Source organism: Bradyrhizobium dasycarpum, assembly GCF_042019905.1.
GTDB lineage: Bacteria > Pseudomonadota > Alphaproteobacteria > Rhizobiales > Xanthobacteraceae > Bradyrhizobium > Bradyrhizobium japonicum_B.
The window spans coordinates 4,224,102-4,246,047 of sequence record NZ_CP169574.1 but is presented as its reverse complement, the minus strand read 5'-3'; the positions used below and the strand labels follow the sequence as shown (position 1 = coordinate 4,246,047).

Annotated in this window: 19 protein-coding genes, 1 tRNA gene and 1 pseudogene; 12 read left to right on the top strand and 9 right to left on the bottom strand. The window is 64.5% G+C overall.

From position 1 onward, the window contains the following. Positions 1-78 precede the first annotated feature (78 nt). Positions 79-699: a hypothetical protein gene (locus ACETMP_RS20455; protein WP_375157598.1), complete on the bottom strand. Its 621-nt coding sequence runs from the start codon at positions 697-699 to the stop codon at positions 79-81. 244 nt (positions 700-943) lie between these two features. Between ACETMP_RS20455 and ACETMP_RS20450 the strand changes: the two are divergent. The 6 genes and pseudogenes from ACETMP_RS20450 to ACETMP_RS20425 all read left to right on the top strand — a co-directional run bounded on the left by ACETMP_RS20450 (position 944) and on the right by ACETMP_RS20425 (position 7,589). Then, positions 944-2,460, top strand: a pseudogene (locus tag ACETMP_RS20450) (AMP-binding protein). Between the two features lie 19 nt (positions 2,461-2,479). Further along, positions 2,480-3,118 carry an RraA family protein gene (locus tag ACETMP_RS20445; protein WP_375157597.1) on the top strand — a complete coding sequence of 213 codons (639 nt, stop codon included), beginning with the start codon at positions 2,480-2,482 and terminating at the stop codon, positions 3,116-3,118. A 25-nt stretch (positions 3,119-3,143) separates the two neighbouring features. Further along, entirely contained in the window at positions 3,144-3,515 is a 372-nt protein-coding gene (locus ACETMP_RS20440; protein WP_375157596.1) for a dimethylsulfonioproprionate lyase family protein, read from the top strand. A gap of 127 nt (positions 3,516-3,642) precedes the next feature. Continuing rightward, positions 3,643-4,599, top strand: coding sequence for a tripartite tricarboxylate transporter substrate-binding protein (locus ACETMP_RS20435; RefSeq protein WP_375157595.1), 957 nt, complete (start codon positions 3,643-3,645; stop codon positions 4,597-4,599). A gap of 194 nt (positions 4,600-4,793) precedes the next feature. Further along, positions 4,794-6,584 (top strand): adenylate/guanylate cyclase domain-containing protein, encoded by a 1,791-nt coding sequence (locus ACETMP_RS20430; protein WP_375157594.1) that lies wholly within the window; start codon positions 4,794-4,796, stop codon positions 6,582-6,584. A 78-nt stretch (positions 6,585-6,662) separates the two neighbouring features. Then, positions 6,663-7,589 (top strand): phosphatase PAP2 family protein, encoded by a 927-nt coding sequence (locus ACETMP_RS20425; protein WP_375157593.1) that lies wholly within the window; start codon positions 6,663-6,665, stop codon positions 7,587-7,589. Between the two features lie 64 nt (positions 7,590-7,653). Here ACETMP_RS20425 and ACETMP_RS20420 read toward each other — a convergent pair whose 3' ends face one another. Beyond that, a complete protein-coding gene (locus ACETMP_RS20420) occupies positions 7,654-10,113 on the bottom strand; it encodes a hypothetical protein (RefSeq protein WP_375157592.1) in 2,460 nt (819 codons plus the stop codon). A 244-nt stretch (positions 10,114-10,357) separates the two neighbouring features. After that, entirely contained in the window at positions 10,358-10,717 is a 360-nt protein-coding gene (locus tag ACETMP_RS20415) for a VOC family protein (protein ID WP_375157591.1), read from the bottom strand. A 142-nt stretch (positions 10,718-10,859) separates the two neighbouring features. On the opposite strand from ACETMP_RS20415, the gene ACETMP_RS20410 reads away from it, so the two are divergent. From ACETMP_RS20410 to ACETMP_RS20400, 3 genes are all read left to right on the top strand, one after another. Further along, positions 10,860-10,936: transfer RNA gene (locus ACETMP_RS20410), tRNA-Arg, on the top strand. Positions 10,937-11,045: 109 nt separating this feature from the next. Continuing rightward, entirely contained in the window at positions 11,046-12,257 is a 1,212-nt protein-coding gene (locus tag ACETMP_RS20405; RefSeq protein ID WP_375161943.1) for a DUF2252 family protein, read from the top strand. A 217-nt stretch (positions 12,258-12,474) separates the two neighbouring features. Further along, positions 12,475-13,614, top strand: coding sequence for an amidohydrolase/deacetylase family metallohydrolase (locus tag ACETMP_RS20400; protein WP_375157590.1), 1,140 nt, complete (start codon positions 12,475-12,477; stop codon positions 13,612-13,614). 37 nt (positions 13,615-13,651) lie between these two features. Here the strand turns inward: ACETMP_RS20400 and ACETMP_RS20395 are convergent, their stop codons facing one another. After that, on the bottom strand, positions 13,652-14,377 hold the full coding sequence (locus ACETMP_RS20395; protein ID WP_375157589.1) for an alpha/beta fold hydrolase: 726 nt from the start codon (positions 14,375-14,377) through the stop codon (positions 13,652-13,654). 141 nt (positions 14,378-14,518) lie between these two features. Here ACETMP_RS20395 and ACETMP_RS20390 point away from each other — a divergent pair, with 141 nt between their 5' ends. Continuing rightward, positions 14,519-15,499, top strand: coding sequence for a helix-turn-helix domain-containing protein (locus tag ACETMP_RS20390; protein ID WP_375157588.1), 981 nt, complete (start codon positions 14,519-14,521; stop codon positions 15,497-15,499). A 1-nt stretch (position 15,500) separates the two neighbouring features. Here the strand turns inward: ACETMP_RS20390 and ACETMP_RS20385 are convergent, their stop codons facing one another. Genes ACETMP_RS20385 through ACETMP_RS20365 form a run of 5 tightly spaced genes read right to left on the bottom strand, consistent with a single transcriptional unit; the run spans position 15,501 to position 19,558 of the window. After that, positions 15,501-16,646 carry an acyl-CoA dehydrogenase family protein gene (locus ACETMP_RS20385; RefSeq protein WP_375157587.1) on the bottom strand — a complete coding sequence of 382 codons (1,146 nt, stop codon included), beginning with the start codon at positions 16,644-16,646 and terminating at the stop codon, positions 15,501-15,503. Positions 16,647-16,659: 13 nt separating this feature from the next. Then, entirely contained in the window at positions 16,660-17,487 is an 828-nt protein-coding gene (locus tag ACETMP_RS20380) for an SDR family NAD(P)-dependent oxidoreductase (RefSeq protein WP_375157586.1), read from the bottom strand. Between the two features lie 21 nt (positions 17,488-17,508). After that, positions 17,509-17,919 (bottom strand): MaoC family dehydratase, encoded by a 411-nt coding sequence (locus ACETMP_RS20375; RefSeq protein ID WP_375157585.1) that lies wholly within the window; start codon positions 17,917-17,919, stop codon positions 17,509-17,511. After that, positions 17,916-18,371: a MaoC family dehydratase N-terminal domain-containing protein gene (locus ACETMP_RS20370; protein WP_375157584.1), complete on the bottom strand. Its 456-nt coding sequence runs from the start codon at positions 18,369-18,371 to the stop codon at positions 17,916-17,918. The genes ACETMP_RS20375 and ACETMP_RS20370 overlap by 4 nt, the downstream gene beginning before the upstream one ends. A gap of 5 nt (positions 18,372-18,376) precedes the next feature. Beyond that, positions 18,377-19,558 (bottom strand): lipid-transfer protein, encoded by a 1,182-nt coding sequence (locus ACETMP_RS20365; RefSeq protein WP_375157583.1) that lies wholly within the window; start codon positions 19,556-19,558, stop codon positions 18,377-18,379. Positions 19,559-19,646: 88 nt separating this feature from the next. Between ACETMP_RS20365 and ACETMP_RS20360 the strand changes: the two genes are divergently transcribed. Then, a complete protein-coding gene (locus ACETMP_RS20360; protein ID WP_375157582.1) occupies positions 19,647-20,390 on the top strand; it encodes a TetR/AcrR family transcriptional regulator in 744 nt (247 codons plus the stop codon). Then, positions 20,387-21,943 (top strand): long-chain-fatty-acid--CoA ligase, encoded by a 1,557-nt coding sequence (locus ACETMP_RS20355; RefSeq protein WP_375157581.1) that lies wholly within the window; start codon positions 20,387-20,389, stop codon positions 21,941-21,943. The genes ACETMP_RS20360 and ACETMP_RS20355 overlap by 4 nt, the downstream gene beginning before the upstream one ends. The last annotated feature ends 3 nt before the right edge of the window (positions 21,944-21,946 follow it).

The window sequence follows — 21,946 nt, the reverse complement described above, 5'->3', positions numbered from 1 at the left end:
TGCCCACGTATTCTTGCGACCGAGAGAGATAGTGGGCACGGCGCTGCGCGCCTTTGCCCACCCTACAAGTCTGCGGCTTCAGCTCTTCTTCGCAGGCTTGCTCGGGGTTGGGCTGAACAGCTTCTTCAGGTCGTTCAAGCTTTCCGACAGCCGCGGCCATTCGCAGGAGAAGGAGCCCTTGGCGCAGGGCGCGCCCTTGCGCTGGCCGACGGTCTGCTGCACCTTCGGCCGCTCGACCGGCATCGGCACGCGCTCGACCTCGGTTCTCAATGCGACCTGCTGGATCTGCCGCGCCTGTTGCTCCTGCTGCTCGCGCTGCTGACGCGCGGTCGCTTGCGCCGCTTCGTTGTTGCGGCGCTCTCTGGCGAGGTAAGCGGTGTAGGCTTCGTCGATCTTCTTCTGTTCCTCCGGCGTCGGATTGGGGCCGGCGATGTCGAAGGTGCGGTCCTGCAGGAAGTCGTAATAGGAATAGCCGCCGCCCGGCTTGCGGCGGCCGGCGAACTTGGCGTTGCAATCGGCAAGCGCGGATGTCTTCTCGGCCTTCGTCGCGGCCTTCTCGGCGGCGTCGGCGCATTCCTCGAAATCGACCGGCGCGCGCTTCCACCATTGTGCCTGGGCATGCGGCAGCGTCAGCAGAAAAAATCCTGCTGCGGCTACGGGAAACTGCGCCGCACGACGCAATGCGATCACGGACGACATTCTACGAGAGCATTCCTTGCAAAACTCAACCCAAACTGAGTCGAGTCGGATTTTTGCCTCTTTATCGCCGGCTTGTCACCCGTGGAACCCGGGAATTTCATGGCTGCGATGCTGACATTTTGTGCTTGACGTGGCGCAGGAGTCACAGCGTCGTGCTGGCCGGCTGCTACACTTCGCCTTGCGGGCGCCTCACCTGAGGCGACGCCAAATAACACGAACCAAGAACGCGAAATGGAAACGCCCGATGCTGCTGCCCCTGTCCGACGTGCCGCGCTGGTACGCTGAACGCAAGCCACATGGCACGATCGCCGTCCGTCACGGGCAGGACACGCTGACATGGGACGAGCTCGAGCGCGGCGCCAACCGGCGCGCGCGGGCGTTCGCGGCCAAGGGCGTCAAGCCCGGCGATTTCGTCGCGATCGGCCTGCCGAACGGCAATGCGTTCTTCGAGACCTCGTTCGCGGTGTGGAAGTGCGGGGCAACGCCGACCTCGCTGTCGTGGCGGCTGCCGCGCGGCGAGGCCGCCGCGGTGCTCGACATCCTCAAGCCCGCGCTGGTGGTCGGCGGCGAAGCCGACTGGAACGCGCCGAACCGTTTGCCGGCGGATTTCGTGCCGGAGGGATTTTCGGACGAGCCGCTCAATCCCCCGGTGGCACGCTACTGGAAGGCGATGACCTCGGGCGGCTCGACGGGGCGGCCAAAAGTGATCCTCGATCATCATCCGGCGGTGACCGACACCGTCGCGCCGCCGCCGCTCAACATCCCCTTTGGAGTCTCGCTGCTCAATCCCGGCCCGCTCTATCACAACGCGCCGTTCATCGTGTCGCACTACGCGCTGTTCACCGGCGGCAAGCTCACCGGTCTTGCCAGGTTCGACGCGGAGGAGACGCTGCGGCAGATCGAGCGCGAGCGCGTGCAATGGGTCAATTTCGTGCCGACCATGATGCATCGGATCTGGGCGCTGCCGGAGCACGTGCGCAACTCTTACGACCTGTCGAGCCTGCAGACCGTTTTCCACATGGCCGCGCCGATGCCGCCGTGGCTGAAGGAGAATTGATCGCCTGGCTCGGACCCGAGCGGATCTGGGAGCTCTACGGCGGCACCGAGCGGCAGGGCGCCTGCATCATCTCCGGCACCGAATGGCTGACGCACAAGGGCTCGGTCGGCAAGATCGGCGACATGGCGAAGCTGCGCATCATCGGCGAGGATGGCAACGACGTCGCGCCGGGCGAGACCGGCGAGATCTACTTCCTCAACAACGAGGGTGCGAACGCCACCTATCATTATCTCGGCGCCGAGCCGAAGCGCCGCGCCGACGGCTGGGAATCGCTCGGCGATATCGGCCGGCTGGATGCAGACGGCTATCTCTATCTCGGCGATCGCCTCGCTGACATGGTGCTGCGCGGCGGCGCCAACATCTATCCGGCCGAGGTCGAGGCCGCGGTCTCGGCGGCTCCCGGGGTGCGCTCCTGCGTCGTGGTCGGACTGCCCGATCCGGAATTGGGCCAGCGCGTGCATGCCATCATCGAGCCGGAGGGCGATGCGAATGGCCAGGCCATCGCCGACGGCATGGCCGACTTCCTCAAGGACCGGCTCAGCCGCTACAAGCATCCCGAGAGTTTCGAGTTCGTCAGCGTCCCGCCTCGCGATGATTCGGGCAAGGTTCGCAGAACCTTGTTGCGCGACGAGCGCGCGGGGTGGATGAAGGAAGGGCGTGCTTTCCGGATTTGGCCGGTGAAGGCGCGGGTGCCCGCCGAGTGAGAAGGAAGGATCCAAGAATATGACGATCACCATCGCCGCCAACAGCGTGCCGAAGCCGCCGGCCGAGATCATCGAGGGTTTTCGGGATGCGCCGACCTCGGTCATTTCAGACAATCTGGCCCGGCTGCCGGGCGCGGTCGGGCTGAAACCCTATCATCGCGGCGGCAAGTTGGTGGGCGCGGCCTTCACCGTGCGCACCCGTCCCGGCGACAATCTCGCCATCCATCGTGCGCTCGAACTGGTCGGCCCCGGCGACGTCATCGTGGTCGATGGCGGCGGCGACGAGACGCGGGCGCTGGTCGGCGAGATCATGAAGAACATCGCGCAATGGCGAAAGGCCGAAGGCTACGTGATCGACGGCGCCATCCGCGACGTCGCCGCGTTCGCGGCCGACGACTTTCCCTGCTACGCCCGCGCCGTGATCCATCGCGGTCCCTACAAGAACGGTCCGGGCGAGATCAACGTGCCTGTGTCGATCGGCGGCAGCGTGATTGCGCCCGGCGACATCGTGGTCGGCGACGAGGACGGCGTGGTGTCGTTTCCCGCCGCGGGGGCCGCGGCGCTGCTGCAGGCCGTGCGGACCCAGGTCGCGCGCGAGGAGGAGACCCTGAAGGCGATCCGCGAGGGCCGCTACAAGGGCTCTTACGGCAAGTCCTGATCGAACGAGAATGAAGGAGGATGGCGTGAGCCAGAAGGACGAATTCCACAACATCGAGGATCCCAGCGACGGCCTCTTCCGCGAGCTCGCCGCCGGCGTGACCACGCGCATCTTCTCCGGCGAGCAGGCGATGCTGTCGGTGGTGACGCTGGCGCCGCATGCGCAGGGCACGCTGCACCATCATCCCGAGGAGCAATGGGGCGTGCTGCTGGACGGCTCCGCCATCCGCGTCCAGGGCGATGAGGAAATTCCGGTGAAAAAGGGCGATTTCTGGCGCACGCCTGGCAACGTGCCGCACACCATGCGCGCCGGCGCCGATGGGGCCCGGGTGCTGGACATTTTCAGTCCGCCTCGGCCAGAATACAAGAAAGCGGGGTCGGGCTTCGGCACGAGCTGAAGCGCTTCCCGCTTTAAGCTATTTTTTGAGCATGATCTTGTCGGAAAGCCGCTGCACGCTTTTCCGGATCACGCTCCGGCGCCAAAGAGCAAAAAAAGCCAGGCGCTGAAATCAAAGGGAGGGGACCATGACGATCACACGACGCACGCTCCTGGCCGCGCCGGCCATTCTCGCAATGACGCCGGCGATGGCGCAAGGGAGCAAGATCACGCTGGTCGTGCCGTTCCCGCCGGGCGGCTCGACCGACGCGATGGCGCGGCTGCTGCAAAGCAACCTGCAAACCAAGCTCGGTCGCATCGTCCTGGTCGAGAACAAATCGGGCGCCGCCGGGGCGCTGGGCGCGGCGCAGGTCGCCAAGAGCCCGGCCGACGGCTCGACCTTCCTGGTCACGTTCGATTCCCATGCGGTGATCCCGTCGATCCTCGACAAGCCTCCGGTGGATGTCGAGCGCGAGCTGATGCCGGTGCTGCTGATCGGCACCGCGCCCTACGTGATCGCGGCCGGGGCCGACCGCCCCTACAAGAGCTTTGCCGACGTCGTGGCCGCCTGCAAGGCGCGCCCGGGCGCGGTGAAATACGCCTCGGTCGGCATCGGCACGCTCGGCCATCTCGCCATGACGGTGCTCGGCAGCAAGGCCGGGGTCGAGATCACGCACGTGCCCTATCGCGGCGGCGGGCCGGCGATGAACGACGTGCTCGGCGGCCATGTCGATCTCATCGCGGGATCGGCGGCGCTGGTCGCCGCCCAGCTCGGCACCAACATGCTGCGTCCGATCCTGCAGCTCGGCCGCGAGCGGCTGGCGGCCCTGCCTGATACTCAGACCGCGATCGAGGCGGGCTTTCCCGATTTCGAGACGCTGGCCTGGTGGGGCATCTTCGCGCCCGCAGGCACGCCGCCCGACGTCGTCGCAGCCTTCGCGGCCGCGTCCAAGGAGATCCTGAGCGAGCCCGCGACCGCCACCCAGCTGAAGGAGACGCAGCACATGACGCTGCTGCTCCAGGACGGCGCCGCCTTCAAGTCCTTCTTCGACAAGCAGGTCGCCTATTGGGGCAAGGTGGTGAAGGACAACAATATCAGGGCGTAAAGGGCCAAACGGGTGTTCTCATCGTCTTGTGGAGCGTGGCTTTTTGGTCCGCTCTCCGTAATGGTTCAGGCGATTGGTGTGGTTCAACCGAGGGACTCTGCCTAGCACGCCTTGCATTTGCCTGACTGTCCTTGTCTGCTACAATCTTTCGGCGCCACAATGGTTGTGGCTGCCCCAGAGTTGTTGCGTCTGTGATGATGATCAGAGCCGACAACACGTTCCCGGACAACGGCTCGGATCAAGGGCGACCGAGAAGGCGTACCGCAGCTACGATTTTCATCGATGTCGTCGGATATTCCCGGCTGATGGGAAGCGACGAGGAGGGCACGCATCAACGCTGGATGTCGATGCGATCGGACATTATCGAGCCGCGCGTCGCTTCATGTGCTGGCGAGGTAATCAAGAGTACCGGTGACGGCTTACTGCTGGAGTTCGGGAATCCGGTTGACGCAATCAGGTTTGCACTCGACACGCAGATCCATCTGGCGGAATCGTCATCTGCCGGCGGTAATCTGCTGCAGTTAAGGATGTCGGCAAATGTTGGCGACGTCATCGCTGAGCGTGACGACATCTATGGGGACGGAGTCAATATTACAGCCCGGCTTCAGGAATTCGCCGGCCCGGGCGGGATCGTGATTTCCGGAGCCATTCACGATCAGGTTAAGTATCATCTGCGCTACCAAGCCGCCGACCTGGGATTCCTCACGCTCAAGAATATCGAACGGCGCATCCGGGCATTCAAGATTGCGCACCACGACCTGCGAGCTCCAACAATCTCGGTGGCTCATTCGCTCAAGCCGTCCGTGGCGGTATTGCCACTGCAGATGCTCGGCCTTCAGGCGGCGGATGCCTATCTGGCGCAGGGAATCGTCCACGATATCGTCGCCTCGCTGGCGGGTATTCGCGAATTGTTCGTCGTATCCAGCACGTCCACACTTGGGTTCACCGACCCCACGGTCGACCCTGCTGCCGTTTGCCATCGTCTTGGCGTGCGGTATCTCGTCACGGGAACGCTCAAGCGTAACGGCGAGATACTACGGATGCGGGTTGAGTTGATCGATGTCGATACGAGGTCCATGCTGTGGACCAATCAGTACGAGGCGTCGATCGGCCAGCTGTTCGATGTGCAGGAGAAGATCGCAACGAGTATCGCATACGCGCTCCTGCCGCATATCCATATCTCCGAGCTGCAGCATGCCGAGCGCAAGGCGCCGCAGAGCATGAACGCTTACGACCTGGTCCTGCAGGGCATGTATCGCCTGTATCGCCTCGGTCATGACGACATGGTTGCGGCGCGAAGCCTGTTCGAACTCGCCCTCGATCATGATCCGCAATATGCGACGGCCTATGCCCTGATGGCAAAATGGTACATCCTGCACATTGGCGAGGGTCATTCCACCGACTTCAAAGCCGATTCCTGTGAGGCATTGCGGCTTGCGGCGCGCGCGCTCGAGTTCGAACCGTCGGACCCAGTGGCGCTCGCGATCTTCGGTCACATCAATTCGTTCTTGTTCGGCGCGTATGACCGCGCCCTCGATGCTTTCGACCGTGCAATCGGGGGAACGCCCAACTCCGCCATTGCGTGGTCCCTGAGCGCATCGACATACTGCTATCTCGGCGATGGACCGCGTGCCGTGGCGCGCGCATCTTACGGCATATCGCTGTCGCCGCTCGATCCGTACGCCTATTTCTATCAGTCGGCGCTCACCAACGCGCACTACACCAATGAGACCTTCGACGATGCCGTGTATTGGGGCACGAAGGTCATGGCAGCTGCTCCGCAGTTTGCCGCGAATCTGCGGCTTCTTGCCGCGAGCCTCGTGGCCGCCGGTTCTCTCGAGCGGGCGCGCGAAGTTGGCGCCGCGCACATGAGGATCGATCCCACGTTCTCGGTTGAGAAATATTGCAGTTGGTACCCGATCAAGCAGCCGGACCGGCTCGCTCTACTTGCTGAACGATTGATTGAAGCTGGGTTGCCTCGCTGACGGCGCGATAAGTGCGCCGTAGATCTTGGTGGCTTCCTACAAGATACAGGTTCCCGCAGAACAGCTCTGGAGGATGACATGGGTATGGGCATGGGGATGGGTATGGGGATGGGGATGGGTATGGGTATGGGTATGGGGATGGGCATGGGCATGGGCATGGGGATGGGGATGGCCTTCGGTGCCACACCACCCGAACTCGGCTTCCGACCCCTGACCTTGCAGTACGACCTCGGGCCGAACACGGACCCGAGCTTTCCGGAGAAATTGCTGCTCAAGGAATGCTGGAAAGACAGGGTCGGCCCATCGGATCCCGACGTCCTTTGTCTGCTTTCTCTCACGGAGTTCATAAGGGATACCGATTGGGACACGATCTACACGGACATCGCCGCGGAGCGGCCGACCCTGCTCGCCTGGCACCCGAGCAAGCCGGACTATCAGGATTTTGTGGCCTGCGAGATCATGCAACTTCAGCTGCTCATGCAGACCGATCGCGAGCGCTACATGGGCGAAATCGTTGCGCAGCATGACAATGCGCCCGGATACTGGGTGAGCCTGATGGCGGCAAATAATGGTGAGCACCACCATACGCTGGTGGTCATGAATCTTGCCGTCCGAATCGGCCAGATCGTGGCGGCGTTTTACAAGGACTACTACAAGCGACCGCGGCCATCGTACGCCTGCCCAGGCTTGCTGCCGGCCTTCGGCCCCCCAGCACATGCTTCATTTCCAAGCGGTCATTCCTTGCAGAGCTGGCTCATGTCTCTGTTCCTGGAGGAGGTCGCGTGTTCCTACAAGTGTGAACTCGAATGGCTTGCTGAAAGAGTCGCAGTGAACCGCGAGCGAGCGGGGGTGCACTATCGAAGCGATACTGAGGCAGGAAAGTTCATTGCCGAAAAGTGCAAGGCAAAGATCATGGCTCTGCCCGCCACCTCCAAGATCAAGAAACTTTTCGCGGAGGCCAAGAAGGAATGGAGCCAGCCAACGCCCGCGCCCGCTCCGGTCTAAGCGGCATTGCCGGAGGTCATGACGGTCGATCTTGCGGCAACGCCGGTCCAGACCGGCGCAGGCTCTACGAAAGGGTCCACTCCCGATAACCGAGATTGTTGTCGGCGCGGACAAGATCCGCGACGACCACGGGACCGGTAGCACATGGCAGGGTGGACCCCGTATCGATGTTGCTGCGGTCGCCTGCGCCCGTCGCGCGAGCGAGCAAAGTGTTTCTCTTCCCGGCCTGTGGTGTCCATCTGAAGGGGCCGAATTTCACCGAGGCCCCATTGGGTACGTCGCGTTGCGTCGTGTCGCCATCGAGCAGCTCCCAGCCGGTCGATGCGGTATCCCAGACATCGGCAGCATCGTCAGTGGCCGCGAACACGCTGACCGTCGCACCGTTCGCCGGCTGGGCGCCGCGGTTGCGGAGAATGACGTAGACATAGTTGACGTAGCCCGGGCGCGGCACCTCATGTGGCGCGCCGTCGCCCTCGCTGTGCTGGACCCATAGAACCTCGGGAAGCGCTGACCAAGTGTCGCTGTAGTGGTATTCTCCCTTGCGTCCATCGTCGACGTAAATATCGATCGGCGGTGCGCTACCCGGCTTGTTTTGGCCGGGCGAAGAGGCCTGATACAGACCCTGTTGCTCGAAAGTCCAGCGGACAACCTTGTGCAGCATTCCGCCGCGCCGTGTCGATCCCTCATAGTCGAGATCCGGCGTGCCGACATCTGCGTCCATGAGGGCGGTCGCGAATTGGGTCGCTTCGCCCGTCGGCTCCGTTTCAACGGCCCCGAGCGAAGCTATGGCGCGGACGATGAGGTAAGCAGTGTAATATGCGGCCGCCCGGCGGCGCTCGAGGTCCGGCTCGCGTGCCGGATTGCTGAGAACCGCATCACCGCCCGCGGCGAGATAGAGCCGGAACAGAGTGCTCGACAGGATCTGCTCGGAATTGTAGCCGGCGGGATCACGGGCGCCGTAAGTGGGTGCGGGTTTCTCATAGAGCGCACCGCTCCAGCCCCAGCCTCGCTCGACCTTGCGGTCGTGCCGCCGCAACGGCAGCTGGACAAAGGGGAACGTCACCCCACGCCACGCCTTCGGGAGCTTCGACGCCGGATCACACATAATCGCTCCGAGCGCGTCGCCGGCGCTGTGAGCGAAATCGAATTCGGTGGACCCGGTCGCGGCAAGGATCAGGACATGACAGAACTCGTGCCATACGAAGCGCACGTCGGCGACGAGCCCCAAGGGGTGCTTCCAGGTGTCCGAAAGATCTGCGAGCGCAAACAGCATCGCGACGTTCCAGGGCCGCTGTGCCGTGTCGCCCAGAAACGGCGTTACGTAGGCATTGATGCCGCGGCCGTCACGTGCGCCGGGCCCCGCCAGGAGCTTGGCCCGATGGTCGACGGTCAGAGGCAGTCTGACATCATGGAAGTGATCTTGCAGGCCGAAGCCGAATCCGCGGATCAGCCGCATCATGGAATCGCAATGACAGTAGGCGCTGACCGCAGCGAATTCATTCGTTCGAGCCGAGAAGGCGAATGGGGCTACCTGCTCCGGCGGATCGTATTTCTCGCCGAGCGCAGCCGGCTTGCGGACCGTTACCCGCGGACCGGACAGCCTGAGCTGTCCGCCACCGGCGTGTTCGAGGTCAAGCAGTGCAACGGGGTCGCGCTGTTGGTCGAGAGTGGCGCCGCCGCTGTCAGGTCGTATGTCGAACGCGCCTGTCTTGCTGGAGGGATCACTAAGGAAGGCATACCCAGCACACGCCGACGCGATTGGGGTCTTGCGAATAAGCCTGGCCGCGAGAGGATCAAAAAGGACCCGGTGCGCAATCGAGCCGCCGCTCGCCACCGGCAGGAAAACCGTGGCGCTGGCCGCCAAGCCAAGCCCGCCATTCTCGTACACGGTGCTGGGCTCGCTTCGATGATACGCAACGAGTCGTCCATCTGCGATCGCGTCCGGCGGCACAAAGCCTAGGGCAGGACCGAGCCAGCCTGCGAGCTGTTCCGCGCCAAGGCTGTCGGCCCACTCCGGATTGAAATCGCGAAATGCCCTTTCCGCGAAGCCCGGCTTGATCGACAGATTGGCATGCATGAGTAACGTTGATCGGGCGCTGGTGATCTGCCACCGGCCGGTCTGCCGCCCGCGATGTGCGACGAGACGTATGCTGCCACCCTGAACATCGGGGACGAAATCAATACCCTTGACCCTGATCGGAATTGTTTGCCGACACCAGACGACCGTCGTCTCGACATCGCCGTTGCGCTTCAGCTCGCGCGGCCGTGACCATCGAAATCTTGATTTGTCGGATCGCCCGGGTCCGTTTGAGTCGGCCGTGTGGTCGAGGTGGTCCAAATCCTTGTCGCTGAGCGGCAGCAAACGCCGATCGCGGTGGGACGCCAGCCTCAGATACGCGACCGCGGCTCGCTGCGCCGATACGTCAGGGTCGGCCACCGCCGGGGTCTGCAGGTGGCGCAACTCACGAACAACCCCGTCCGCATCCTTCTCAATCAGAAGATCTGGCTCTTGCGGAAGATTCATAGCTCACCTCAAGGGGTCTCGATCTCCGGCACGACGGAGCCGAGCATGCCTCCCCGGATTGCGCAACGCAAGGCTCGTTCCGCTTGCTTGCAAAAGTGGTGGAAGGTCAGACCCCTATGACGAGGGAAGAGGCGATTTCCTCGCCGTTCATGGGCGGCTTCTGACGGCAAACCAAAGGTCTCGCGGACCGAGAGCCGCTCTGGCGCTGCCGCCGATCATCGCGTCAGGGCGCGGGACCGCCTCGTCATGCCTTTCGCAACGGCCGTGCGAAACTGAGCTCATGGCCGTCGGGGTCGGTGAGATGGAAGTAGCGCTCGCCCCATTCTGCATCGCGGGGCGTGGTCGACGGCTGCCATCCCGCAGCGCGCGCCTGCTGATAGGTCGCGTCCACGTCGGCGACATGGAAGATGACGCGGCCCCACCAGGACCAGCGCTTGTCGTCCGGCTGCGCCGTCAGGTTGAGATAGCCGCTGCCGGCGCGAAAGCTCGTGAATGCCGCGGCCTCGCCGCCATAGAGAAGCTCGAACCCCAGCGAGCGGTAGAAGTGCACGGCGCACGCCATGTCATGGGTGCCGAGCGTGATGGCGCTGATGCTCTCGATCATGTGGGCTGCTCCGCCGAGAGGGACCTGCAAGCGATTGTATAGCCGCCCCGTTCAGGTTGACGATGGCTTGGCCCGCCTGACGGCTGGCGAACCGCATTTTACTCTGCTATGACGGGATCGAACCCGTACCCACGGGTTCCGCGGTCCCGTAGCTCAGCCGGATAGAGCGACGGTTTCCTAAACCGTAGGTCGGAAGTTCGAGTCTTCCCGGGATCGCCATTGTCTCAGATGCGTGACGTGATTGCCGGCCGACCCCGGGCGCGACTTGCGTCCATCTTCCCCATCCTCTGGAGCCAGCCGCCTGTTCACCTGTCGTCCCGTGGCGACGATGGCGAGGTCGGATCATTCCGGCTGGCGGACGAGCAACGGCGCGGCTATTCTGCTCGCTCTCTGGTTGAATGGTCGAGTGTCTCGTTCCTTGCAGCAGCGTGCCGCAGGTCATGTTCGCGGGCCTGCTCGCCATCTTTCGCTTCGGGAAGCTCTCGCCGTGATCAAGCAAACATCTAACCGAACCGGCGGGATCGCGCCGCGTTCATTTCTCGACGACAACAAAGAGTTCGAGCGCTGGTTGCGCTCCGAATGCAAAGTCGTCGCGCGCGACCTCGGCGAAAAGCACAAGAAGATGAAGGACGACCCGTTCGTCTTCCTTCGTGCAACCTTCTTCCGCTGGGCCAGATGTATCGAAACGATCTGCCCGGAGTTGAAGGACGCGCCCCGCGTGCCGTCGATCGGCGACACCCATATCGAAAATTTCGGGACTTGGCGCGACGTGGAGGGGCGTCTCGTTTGGGGCGTCAACGATTTCGACGAGGCCGCGACCATTGCCTATCCCTTCGATCTGGTGCGCCTTGCGACGAGCGCGCGGCTCGCCCCGAAGGCCAAGAAGAGGAAGGCGAGGGCCATGACCCACGTCGGCAATGGCGACGCCGCCAAGGCGATTCTCGATGGCTACAAGAAGGGTCTGACGCGGCCGCGGCCCTCGCTCCTGGATGAGCAGGCGAGCTGGATGCGCGCTTACGTGGCATGTACCGACGACGAACGCCAAGAGTTCTGGGACGAGGTGGGGAAATATCCGCGGGCGAAGCCACGATCCCCTGTTGCCGCCGCGCTTCGCAGCAAATTGCCGCCCGATGCCTCGTTTGGTCGCTTCGCGAGGCGCGTGGCAGGTGCCGGCAGCCTGGGCCGGCCGCGTTTCGTCGCCATCGCCGAATGGCGCGGCGGCCAAGTCGTCAGGGAGGCCAAGGCGCTGGTGCCGTCAGCCTGGGATTGGGCGCATGGCCAGCAGGGCAGACTGCGCTTTCTCGACCTCGCAACAGGTCCATATCGCGCGCCCGATCCGCACCTCGCGCTCGAGGCGCCAGAGCGGCTTCGTGATCCGGCGCCTTGCGCCCGATTCCCGCAAGATCAATCTTGGGGATCACGCGAACATGGAGGTGGAGCTCGATCTGCTCAACGTCATGGGCTTCGACATTGGCGCCATTCACGCCGCCGGAGGCGCATCGGAGAGGATCGCCGCAGACCTGAGAAAGCGCGGCGATAGTTGGCTCCATGCTGCCGCAAAGGCTGCTGCGGCATTCGTCGAAGGTGATTTCAGGGAGTGGCGCAGGCACGGTTGACCGGTGAATGCCGGGCTCCGGTCTCGGCGATTCCCGCGCTTTGCCTGGTTGGTGCAAGATTTGCTATAGGCGATCCGATCGAGGCAGGGAGCGGCTCGCCCGCACCAGCCTTGCCACGCCCTGCCAATCCCGGAGACCGCAATGCCTTTCGACCTGATTCTGCGCGGTGGCCGCGTCATCGACCCGTCGCAGAAGCTCGATGCCGTGACCGATGTCGGCTTTGCCGGCGGCAAGGTCGCCGCCGTCGGCGCCGGGCTCAAGGCGGATCCGGGCACGGAGGTGCGCGATGTTTCGAAATACATTGTGACGCCGGGGCTGATCGATCTGCACACCCATGTCTATTGGGGCGGCACCTCGCTCGGCATCGACGCCGAGGAGTTCTGCCGCCTCTCCGGCGTCACCACGGCGGTGGACACCGGCAGCGCAGGACCCGGCAATTTCGCCGGCTTCCGCAAGCATGTGATCGAGCCGAGCCAGGTCCGCATCCTCGCCTACCTGCACGTCTCGCACGCCGGCATCTTCGGCTTCTCGCACCGGATCATGGTCGGCGAGAGCGAGGAGTTGCGACTGATGAATCCGATCGAGGCGGCCAAGGTGGCCGATGCGAATCGCGACCTCATCGTCGGCATCAAGGTGCGCGTCGGACTGCATTCCTCGGGCACCTCGGTCACAGTGCCGCTCGACATCGCGCTCGAGGTCGCGAACGAGGTCGGCATGCCCCTGATGGCGCATATCGACCATCCGCCGCCGAGCTATGAGGAGGTGCTGGCCCGCCTGCGGCCCGGCGACGTGCTGACCCACGCGTTCCGTCCGTTCCCGAACACGCCGGCGACCGCCCAGGGCACGGTGAAGAAGGCGGTGCTGGACGCGCGCGAGCGCGGCGTGCTGTTCGACATCGGCCACGGCAAGGGATCGTTCGCGTTCAAGACCGCGCGCGCGATGCTCGCCAACGGCTTCTATCCGGACACCATCTCGTCCGACATCCATCAGCTCTGCATCGACGGCCCGGCCTTTGACCAGGTCACGACCCTGTCGAAATTCCTGTGCATGGGCATGGAGCTGCCGGACGTGATCGCGGCCTCGACCGTGAACGCCGCGATGGCGCTGCGCCGCCCCGAGCTCGGCAGCCTCAAGCCCGGCAGCGTCGGCGACGCCACGCTTGTTACGGTGAAGCAGGGCCAGTTCGACTACGAGGACGTCGTCGGCGAGCATTTGATCGGCGACCGCAAGATCGTCTCGGAGGGCGTCGTCATCGGCGGCCGCTGGTGGCACCCGAATTGAAGCGCCCCGCGATCGCGGGCGTGCACAGGACGCGCTGTCAGTCGCGCCCTGCCTCCATGATCGCCTTGGCGAGGCGCGCCGGATCGGAGAAGCACAGCTCGTGGCTTCCCGCCACCTGCACCAGGCGGAACAGGCCGAGCTTCTCCGACAGCCGCGGATGCCAGCCATGGCTGTGCGGCAGCGCGGTGTCTTCGGTGCAGTTGATGTAGGACTTGGCCAGCGGCATCTCCGCCGGATTGCTCTTGAGCGTGATCTTGTCGGTGAAGGTCGCCAGCGGATGCGGATTGAGGACGTCGTAGGCGCGCTGCGCCGTCTCCAGATCGGCGTCGTTGATGAAGGCCTCGCGCCAGACCGGGAATGGCAACACGACCGAGCCATCGCCTCGCTCGGCCGCGATCGCGTCGAACAGCCCGACATAGTGCGGCGGCACCATGTCGTTGAGGCATTCGCCATTGTTGGGCACGAAGGCATTCCAGTAGACCAGACGGCGGATGCGATCGGGCGTAAGGTCGGCCACGCCGGTGATGATCATGCCGCCATAGGAATGGCCGAGCAGGATCACGTCCTTCAGATCGTTCTCGACAAGGTAGTCGGCAATCGACTGGATCGCTTCCTTCAACCCGGTCGTCTTGGCATCGCCCGGACGGTTGCCCTTGATGGTGGGGGTGTGGACCTGATGGCCGGCCGCGCGGATCGGTGCCGCGACAGGTTCGAACTCGGCTCCGGTATGCCAGGCGCCGTGGACGAGGACGTAGGTCGACATGTTGTGGCTCCTCCCGAGACTGTGATTAGATTGACGCCGCGCCGCTTTGGCCGGCAGCGGTGCTGCCGCGCGTCAATTGTGGACTGGCGGCTGATTTGGCGCTTGGCTGGATGCGAACAGGATTGGTCTCGGAGTGAACCGATGCAGCAGGTCGAGCGCGCCATGCCGTCACGCCAATCGGCCTGGGATACTGCAGGGCTCCGGCCGGCCGAGCAATTTGCCTATTATCGTGAGGCGATCTGCCAGGCCTTCATGAATCTGACGCCCGAGCCGGCGGCCGCGCCCGGCTTTCCCGCCAGCGTCGACCACATCCGGCTCGGCGATGCCGCGATCAACCGCGTCAGCTTTCCCGAGCATGTGGTGCGGCGCTCTGGGGCCGACATTGCGGCGTCCGACCGCAGCTGCTTCTACCTCAATCTGAAGCTGGCCGGCCGCTGTCGCATCCAGCAGGGCAATCGCGAGATCAGCCTGTCGCCCGGACAGGTCGGCATCTTCGACAGCGATCGGCAGTTTGCACTTCTGCACGACCGCGGTCCGCAATTGCGCGTCGCCTCGTTCTGGGTACCGTCCGAGGTCTTGCGGGAGCGGTTGCCGGGATCGTTCGACGTCGCTGCGGCACGGGTCTCCGACGATGCCGTCCTCGGCCACCTCATCGTCGAGACCGCGCGCGCGCTCGCCGACGGCGCGCTGCGGATGACCGAAGACGAGGGGACGAGGCTGTTCCGGGCGCTGATCGAGCTGGTCGCCGTAAGCCTGTCGCGGCGTGGCCGGGCAGGTGCTGCGGAGACTGAGGGTCTCGCCCATGCAACCACACTGGCGTTAAAGCGCGCCATTCACCGGCGGCTCCGCGAGCCCGGCCTTGCGGTCGCCGATGTCGCCGGCGCCGTGGGCATCAGCGAGCGCTACGTGCACAAGCTGCTGGCGCGATCGGGCTGCAGCTTCACCGACTACGTCATCGACCATCGGCTCGACGGCGCGGCCAGGGATCTCAGCGATCCCGCAATGACGGATCGTGCGATCGGTGCCATCGCGTTCGACTGGGGTTTTTCGGATCTCTCCCACTTCACGCGGCGCTTCAAGCAGCGCTTCGGCTGCCGGCCACGCGACTGGCGCGCGCGATGATCTACAATGATCGCGCGATCAGCAGCTTCATGATCTCGTTGGTGCCGCCATAGATCTTCTGGATGCGGGAATCGATGAAGATGCGCGAGATCGGGTATTCCTGCATGTAGCCGTAGCCGCCGAACAGCTGCAGGCATTCGTCGGCGGTCTCGACCTGCTTCTCCGAGCACCAATATTTCGCCATCGACGCCGTGACCGTGTCGAGATCCCCGGCGACGAGGCGCTCGATGCACCAGTCGACGAAGACGCGCGCGATCATCGCCTCGGTCTTGCGCTCGGCCAGCGTGAAGGCGGTGTTCTGGAAATCCATCAGCGGCTTGCCGAAGGCTTTGCGCTCCTTCGTGTACTCGGTGGTGAGCTTGACCGCGCGCTCCATCGAAGCGACGGCGCCGACCGCGAGCGCAAGGCGCTCCTGCGGCAATTGCTGCATTAGCTGGACGAAGCCCTGGCCTTCCTCCTTGCCGAGCAGGTTCTCCGGCGGCACCGTGACGTTGTCGAAGAACAATTCCGAGGTGTCCGAGGCGTGCAGGCCGATCTTGTCGAGGTTGCGCCCGCGCTTGTAGCCGTCGGCGCCCGCGGTCTCGACCACGATCAGCGAAATGCCTTTCGCGCCGGCTTCGCCGGTGCGCGCGACCACGATGACGAGGTCGGCGGCCTGGCCGTTGGTGATGAAGGTCTTCTGGCCGTTGATGACGTAGGAATTGCCCTGCTTCTTCGCCGTGGTCTTGACGGCCTGGAGGTCCGAGCCGGTGCCGGGCTCGGTCATGGCGATGGCGCCGACCATCTCGCCGGAGGCCATCTTCGGCAGCCAGCGCTTCTTCTGCTCCTCCGAGCCGTAATTGAGGATGTAATGCGCGACGATGGCGCTGTGCACGGAGACGCCGGTCGTCATCTCCGGCACCGTGCTTTCGAGGTCTTCCAGCACCGCGGCGTCATAGGCGAAGGTGGCACCCAGGCCGCCATATTCCTCAGGCACGCTGGCCAGTAGCGCGCCCATCTCGCCGAGCCCGCGCCAGGCAAAGCGGTCGACCATCTTCTGCTCGCGCCATTTCTCGGCATGCGGCGCCAGGTCCTTGGAGAGATATTTCCGGAACTGGTCGCGGAACGTGTCCAGCTCCTCGGTCATCCACGACGATCGGTATTGCATCAGCGCCTCGCTCTCAGACAATCAGGCCGCCGCCGGCGACGACCACCTGGCCGCTGATATAATTGGATTCCGGGCTGCAGAACAGATAGACGGCGTCGGCCGCCTCTTCCGGCGTGCCGCCGCGGCCGAGCGGGATCATCCGCGACATGGCTTCCAGCATGTGCGGCTGCACGCCCACCTTGATGTCGCGGCCGGCGACGTCGATGGTCTTCTGCTGCGCCTCGATCGGCTGGGTCAGGCGGGTGTTGATGAGGCCGAAGGCGACGCAATTGACGTTGACCTTGTAGCGGCCCCACTCCTTGCACATGGTCCGGGTCAGCCCGATCAGCGAGGCCTTGGCCGAGGAATAGCTCGCCTGTCCGGCATTGCCGTAGAGTCCAGCGATCGAGGAGATGTTCACGACCTTGCGGAACACCTCGCGCCCCTCCTCGGCTTCCTTCCTGGCGAAGACGCGGATCGGCTCGGCAGCCGCCCGCAGGATTCGGAACGGCGCGACGAGGTGGACGTCGAGCATGGCCTGGAACTGCTCGTCCGTCATCTTCTGGATGGTGGAGTCCCAGGTGTAGCCGGCATTGTTGACGATGATGTCGAGGCCGCCGAACTTGTCCAGCGCGGCGCCGACGAAGCGGTCGGCGAAACCGGATTCGGCGACACTGCCGTTCACGGCGGCGGCATCGCCGCCGAGCGCCTTGATCTCCGCCACCACGGCGTTGCCGGGCTCGGCATCGAGATCATTGACGACGACCCTGGCGCCCTCGTGCGCGAGCTTCAGTGCGATCGCGCGCCCGATACCGCGGCCTGACCCGGTGACGAGCGCGACCTTTCCTTGCAGCTTTGCCATTTTGAATGATTCCTCTTCCTGTTACAGCGCGACGATGGCGCTGCCTTCGAGCTTGACCTCGCCGCGATCGTCCCTGGTGGTGAGCGCGAGCCGTGCGCGGCGCTCGCCATCCTCCGCGAAGAGCTCGGTCACGGTGCCTTCGCATGTCAGCCTGGCGCCGAGCTGGGTGATCGCGACGAACCGGGTCGCAAAACTGCGGAGCTTCGACGGCGGCACCGCATCCGTGAGCGCCTGCCCGAGATAGGCCATCACCAGCATGCCGTGGGCGAACACGTCAGGGAATCCGGCCGCCTTGGCGAAGTCGATATCGACGTGGATCGGATTGTGATCGCCCGATGCGCCGCAATAGAGCGCGAGCGTGTGACGGGTGATCGGCGGAAAGACCTTGTGGACGATGCGGTCGCCGGCCTTGATGTCTGCGGACACCGTCATGATGCAACCTCGTTGCGGACGACGATGGTGCGCGCGGTATCGGCGACATGCACGCCGTCCTGGTTGGTCACCTCGCATCGGACGCCGATCAGCGTCATCGCGCCGCCCTTCTTCTCCGTCACGCTGGTGACGCTCGGCCGAAACGTCAGGGTGTCGCCGACCAGAACCGGCGCGTGATAGACGAAGCTCTGCTCGCCATGCAGCACGCGGGCAAGGTCGATGCCGAGCGCGGTGAACATCTCGAAGGGGTCGTCGACGTCCATCATCTCGAGGCAGAACAAATAGGTCGGCGGCACCGGCATGCCGATGAAACCGGCTGCCCGGGCCGCATCTGCGTTGCGGTAGACGGGGTTCTCCTCACCTAGCGTATTGAGGAAGTAGCGGAGGCGGCCCGGCTCTACACGCGCGGTGACGGGCGTGAAGCTGCGCCCTACGGCGGACTGATCGACCATGTATGTCAGTGCCGCTTGTAGAGCGTCACGACGCAGGCGCCGCCGAGGCCCAGATTGTGCTGCAGCGCGACCTTGGCACCCTCGACCTGCGTGGAACCGGCCGTGCCGCGCAGCTGCCGCGTCAGCTCGTAGCACTGCGCAAGCCCGGTGGCGCCGAGCGGATGTCCCTTCGACAGCAATCCGCCGGACGGATTGGTCACGATCCGGCCGCCATAGGTGTTGTCGCCGTCATTGATGAACTTGCCGGCTTCGCCCTCGCCGCAAAGACCGAGCGCCTCATAGGTGATCAGCTCGTTGTGAGCGAAGCAGTCGTGCAGCTCGACCACGTCGAGATCGTCCGGCCCAACGCCGGCGCTCTCATAAACCCGGTCTGCCGCCTCCTTTGCCATGTCGTAGCCGACCAGCTGCATCATGTCGCCGGCCTTGAAGGTCGAGGGCGTGTCGGTGGTCATGGCCTGCGCCGCGATGCGCACCTCCTTGGCGATGCCATGCTTGTCGGCAAAGCGCTCGGAGACCAGCACCGCGGCTGCGCCGCCGCAGGTCGGCGGGCATGCCATCAGGCGCGTCATGACGCCGGGCCAGATCACCTGGTCGTTCATGACATCGTCCGCCGTGACCTCCTTGCGGAACAGTGCGAGCGGATTGTTCTTGGCATGGCGGCTCGCCTTGGCGCGCACCTTGGCGAAGGCGTCGAGCGGGGTGCCGTATTTCTTCATGTGGCTCAGCCCGGCGCCGCCGAAATAGCGCAGCGCCAGCGGAATGCCGGGAGCGTCGATCAGCTGGTCCGCTGCCGCGTCGAATTCCTCGAATGCGCTCGGGCGATCGGTATAGACGCTGCCGAGCGCGCCGGGCTTCATCTGCTCGAAGCCGACCGCCAGCACGCAGTCCAAGGCGCCGCTCGCGATCATCTGCCGCGCCATGAACAGCGCGGTGGAGCCAGTCGAGCAATTGTTGTTGACGTTGACGATGGGGATGCCGGTCATCCCGACATGGTACAGCGCGCGCTGCCCGCAGGTGGAATCGCCATAGACATAACCCGCATAGGCCTGCTGCACCTTGTCGTAGCCGAGGCCGGCATCGGCGAGCGCCAGCTTGATCGCCTCCGTGCCCATCTCGTGATAGGGCGCGCTGGCTCCCGGCTTGGCGAAGGGGATCATGCCGACCCCGGCGACGATGACGTCAGACATCGCTTCCTCCAAATAAATTACCCGTTGGACTTTTTCTTACCCTTGGGTAACATATCGGTCGATGCCCACGAGAGTCAACCGACCGAGCATGGATTCAGCGCCGCCCGTTCCGCCCTCATTGCCGTCGTCGTCGCCCTGGCTGCCGTTCGAGAGCCGCCGCCGCGCCCGCGACGAGAAGCGCGAGGCGGTGCTGCGCGCAGCCGTACAGCTGTTCCTGGAGCAGGGCTATCATCGCGTGACGCTGAACGAGGTCGCCGAGCGGCTGAACATCACCAAGCCGGCGCTGTACAATTATTTCCGCGGCAAGGACGAAATCCTGTTCGAATGCTGGTCGATGGGCGCCGAACTCGTCGACAGCGTCATCACCGAGATCAATGCCGGCGGCGGTTCGGGGCTCGCCAAGCTGCGCAAGCTGGTGCACGCCTATGCCGCGCTCATGGCGACCGATTTCGGCGCGAGCCTGGTGCGTTTCGACCTGCGCGACCTGACCGAGCGGAACGCCGCCGTCGCACGTGCTGCCAAGAAGCGCATCGACGCCACCTTCCGTCGCTACATCGCCGCAGGCACGGCCGACGGCTCGATCAGGCCATGTGATCCCAAGCTTGCAGCCTTCGCGATCGCGGGCGCGCTCAACTGGATCGGCCATTGGTATCGTCGCGACGGCGCGCTGTCGCCGAGCGAAATCGCCGACGAGTTCACGGTTCGCCTGACGGAAGGCCTCGCGACCGAGAGCCGGCAGCAGATGACAAAGAAGACGCCGAGGGCGCCGCAGCGGCGCAACTCAGGACGCAAGACAGCAGGGAAGAAGCGTACAGGAGGAGGAACGCGATGAACATCACGCACGGGCTGCGGCGCGCGCTGCAGATCAACCCGAAGGGGCTCGCCACCGTCTATGGCCAGCGGCGTCGCAGCTGGGGCGAGCTCGGCGAACGTGTTGCAAGGTTGGCCGGCGGCCTGCGCTCGCGCGGCGTCAGTGCTGGGGATCGCGTCGCCGTGCTGTCCTTCAACTCGGATCGCTACCTCGAGCTTTATCTCGCGACCGGCTGGGCGGGCGGCGTGATCGTGCCGCTCAACATCCGATGGAGCGCCCTTGAGAACGAGGATGCGCTGCGCGACTGCCGCGCCTCCGTGCTGCTGGTCGACAAGGCCTTTGCGCAGGTCGGCGCGCAGCTCGCCGGCGCCATTCCGGGGCTGAAGCTGATCTATGCCGACGACGGCGAGGTGCCGGCCGGAATGGAGAGCTATGAGGATCTGATCGCGGGCAGCGCGCCCGTCGCCGATGCCATGCGCAAGGGCGAGGATCTCGCCGGCATCTTCTACACCGGCGGCACCACCGGGCGTTCCAAGGGCGTGATGCTCAGCCACCAGAATCTGATGGCCAATGCGCTCAACGCGCTCGGCGAAGGACTGTTTCCGGCGAGCACGATGTACCTGCACGCGGCGCCGATGTTTCACCTCGCCAACGGCGCGGCGATGTATTCGCTGCTGCTCTCCGGCGGCTCCAACGTGATCGTTCAGGGCTTCACGCCCGAAGGCGTGATGGCTGCGATGCAGAACGAGCGTGTCACCGACGTGCTGCTGGTGCCCACCATGATCCAGATGCTGGTCGATCACCCCGCGATCGGCAATTACGACCTGTCCTCGCTCAAACACATCATCTATGGGGCCTCGCCCATCAGCGAGGCGGTGCTCGACCGTGCTGCGCGCGCACTGCCGCATGTGCGCTTCACCCAGGCCTATGGCATGACCGAATTGTCGCCGATCGCGACGCTGCTGCATGCCAACGAGCATGTCGGGGAGGGACGCAGGAAGGGACGTCATCGCGGCGCGGGCCGTGCCACGCTCGGCTGCGAGGTGCGGATCGTCGACGAGAACGATCAACCCCTGCCGACGGGCACTGTCGGCGAGATCGTGGTGCGCGGCGACACCGTGATGATGGGCTATTGGGAGCGGCCGGAGGAGACCGCGCGGGCGGTCGTCGAGGGCTGGATGCACACGGGCGACGGCGGCTACATGGACGAGGACGGCTTCATCTATGTCGTCGACCGCGTCAAGGACATGATCATCTCGGGCGGCGAGAATGTGTACTCGGTCGAGGTCGAGAATGCGCTGGCGCAGCACCCCTCGGTGCTGCAATGCGCAGTGATCGGCGTTCCCAACGAGCAATGGGGAGAGCAGGTCCACGCCGTCGTGGTCAAGCGCGGCGGTGCCGAGGTTTCGCCCGGCGAGCTGATCGAGTTCACCAAGACGTTGATTGCCGGCTACAAATGTCCGCGCAGCATCGAGATCACCGAGGCGCCGCTGCCGCTGTCCGGCGCCGGCAAGGTGCTGAAGCGCGAGCTGCGCAAGCCGTTCTGGGAGGGCCGGGAACGGCGGGTCAGCTAGGGC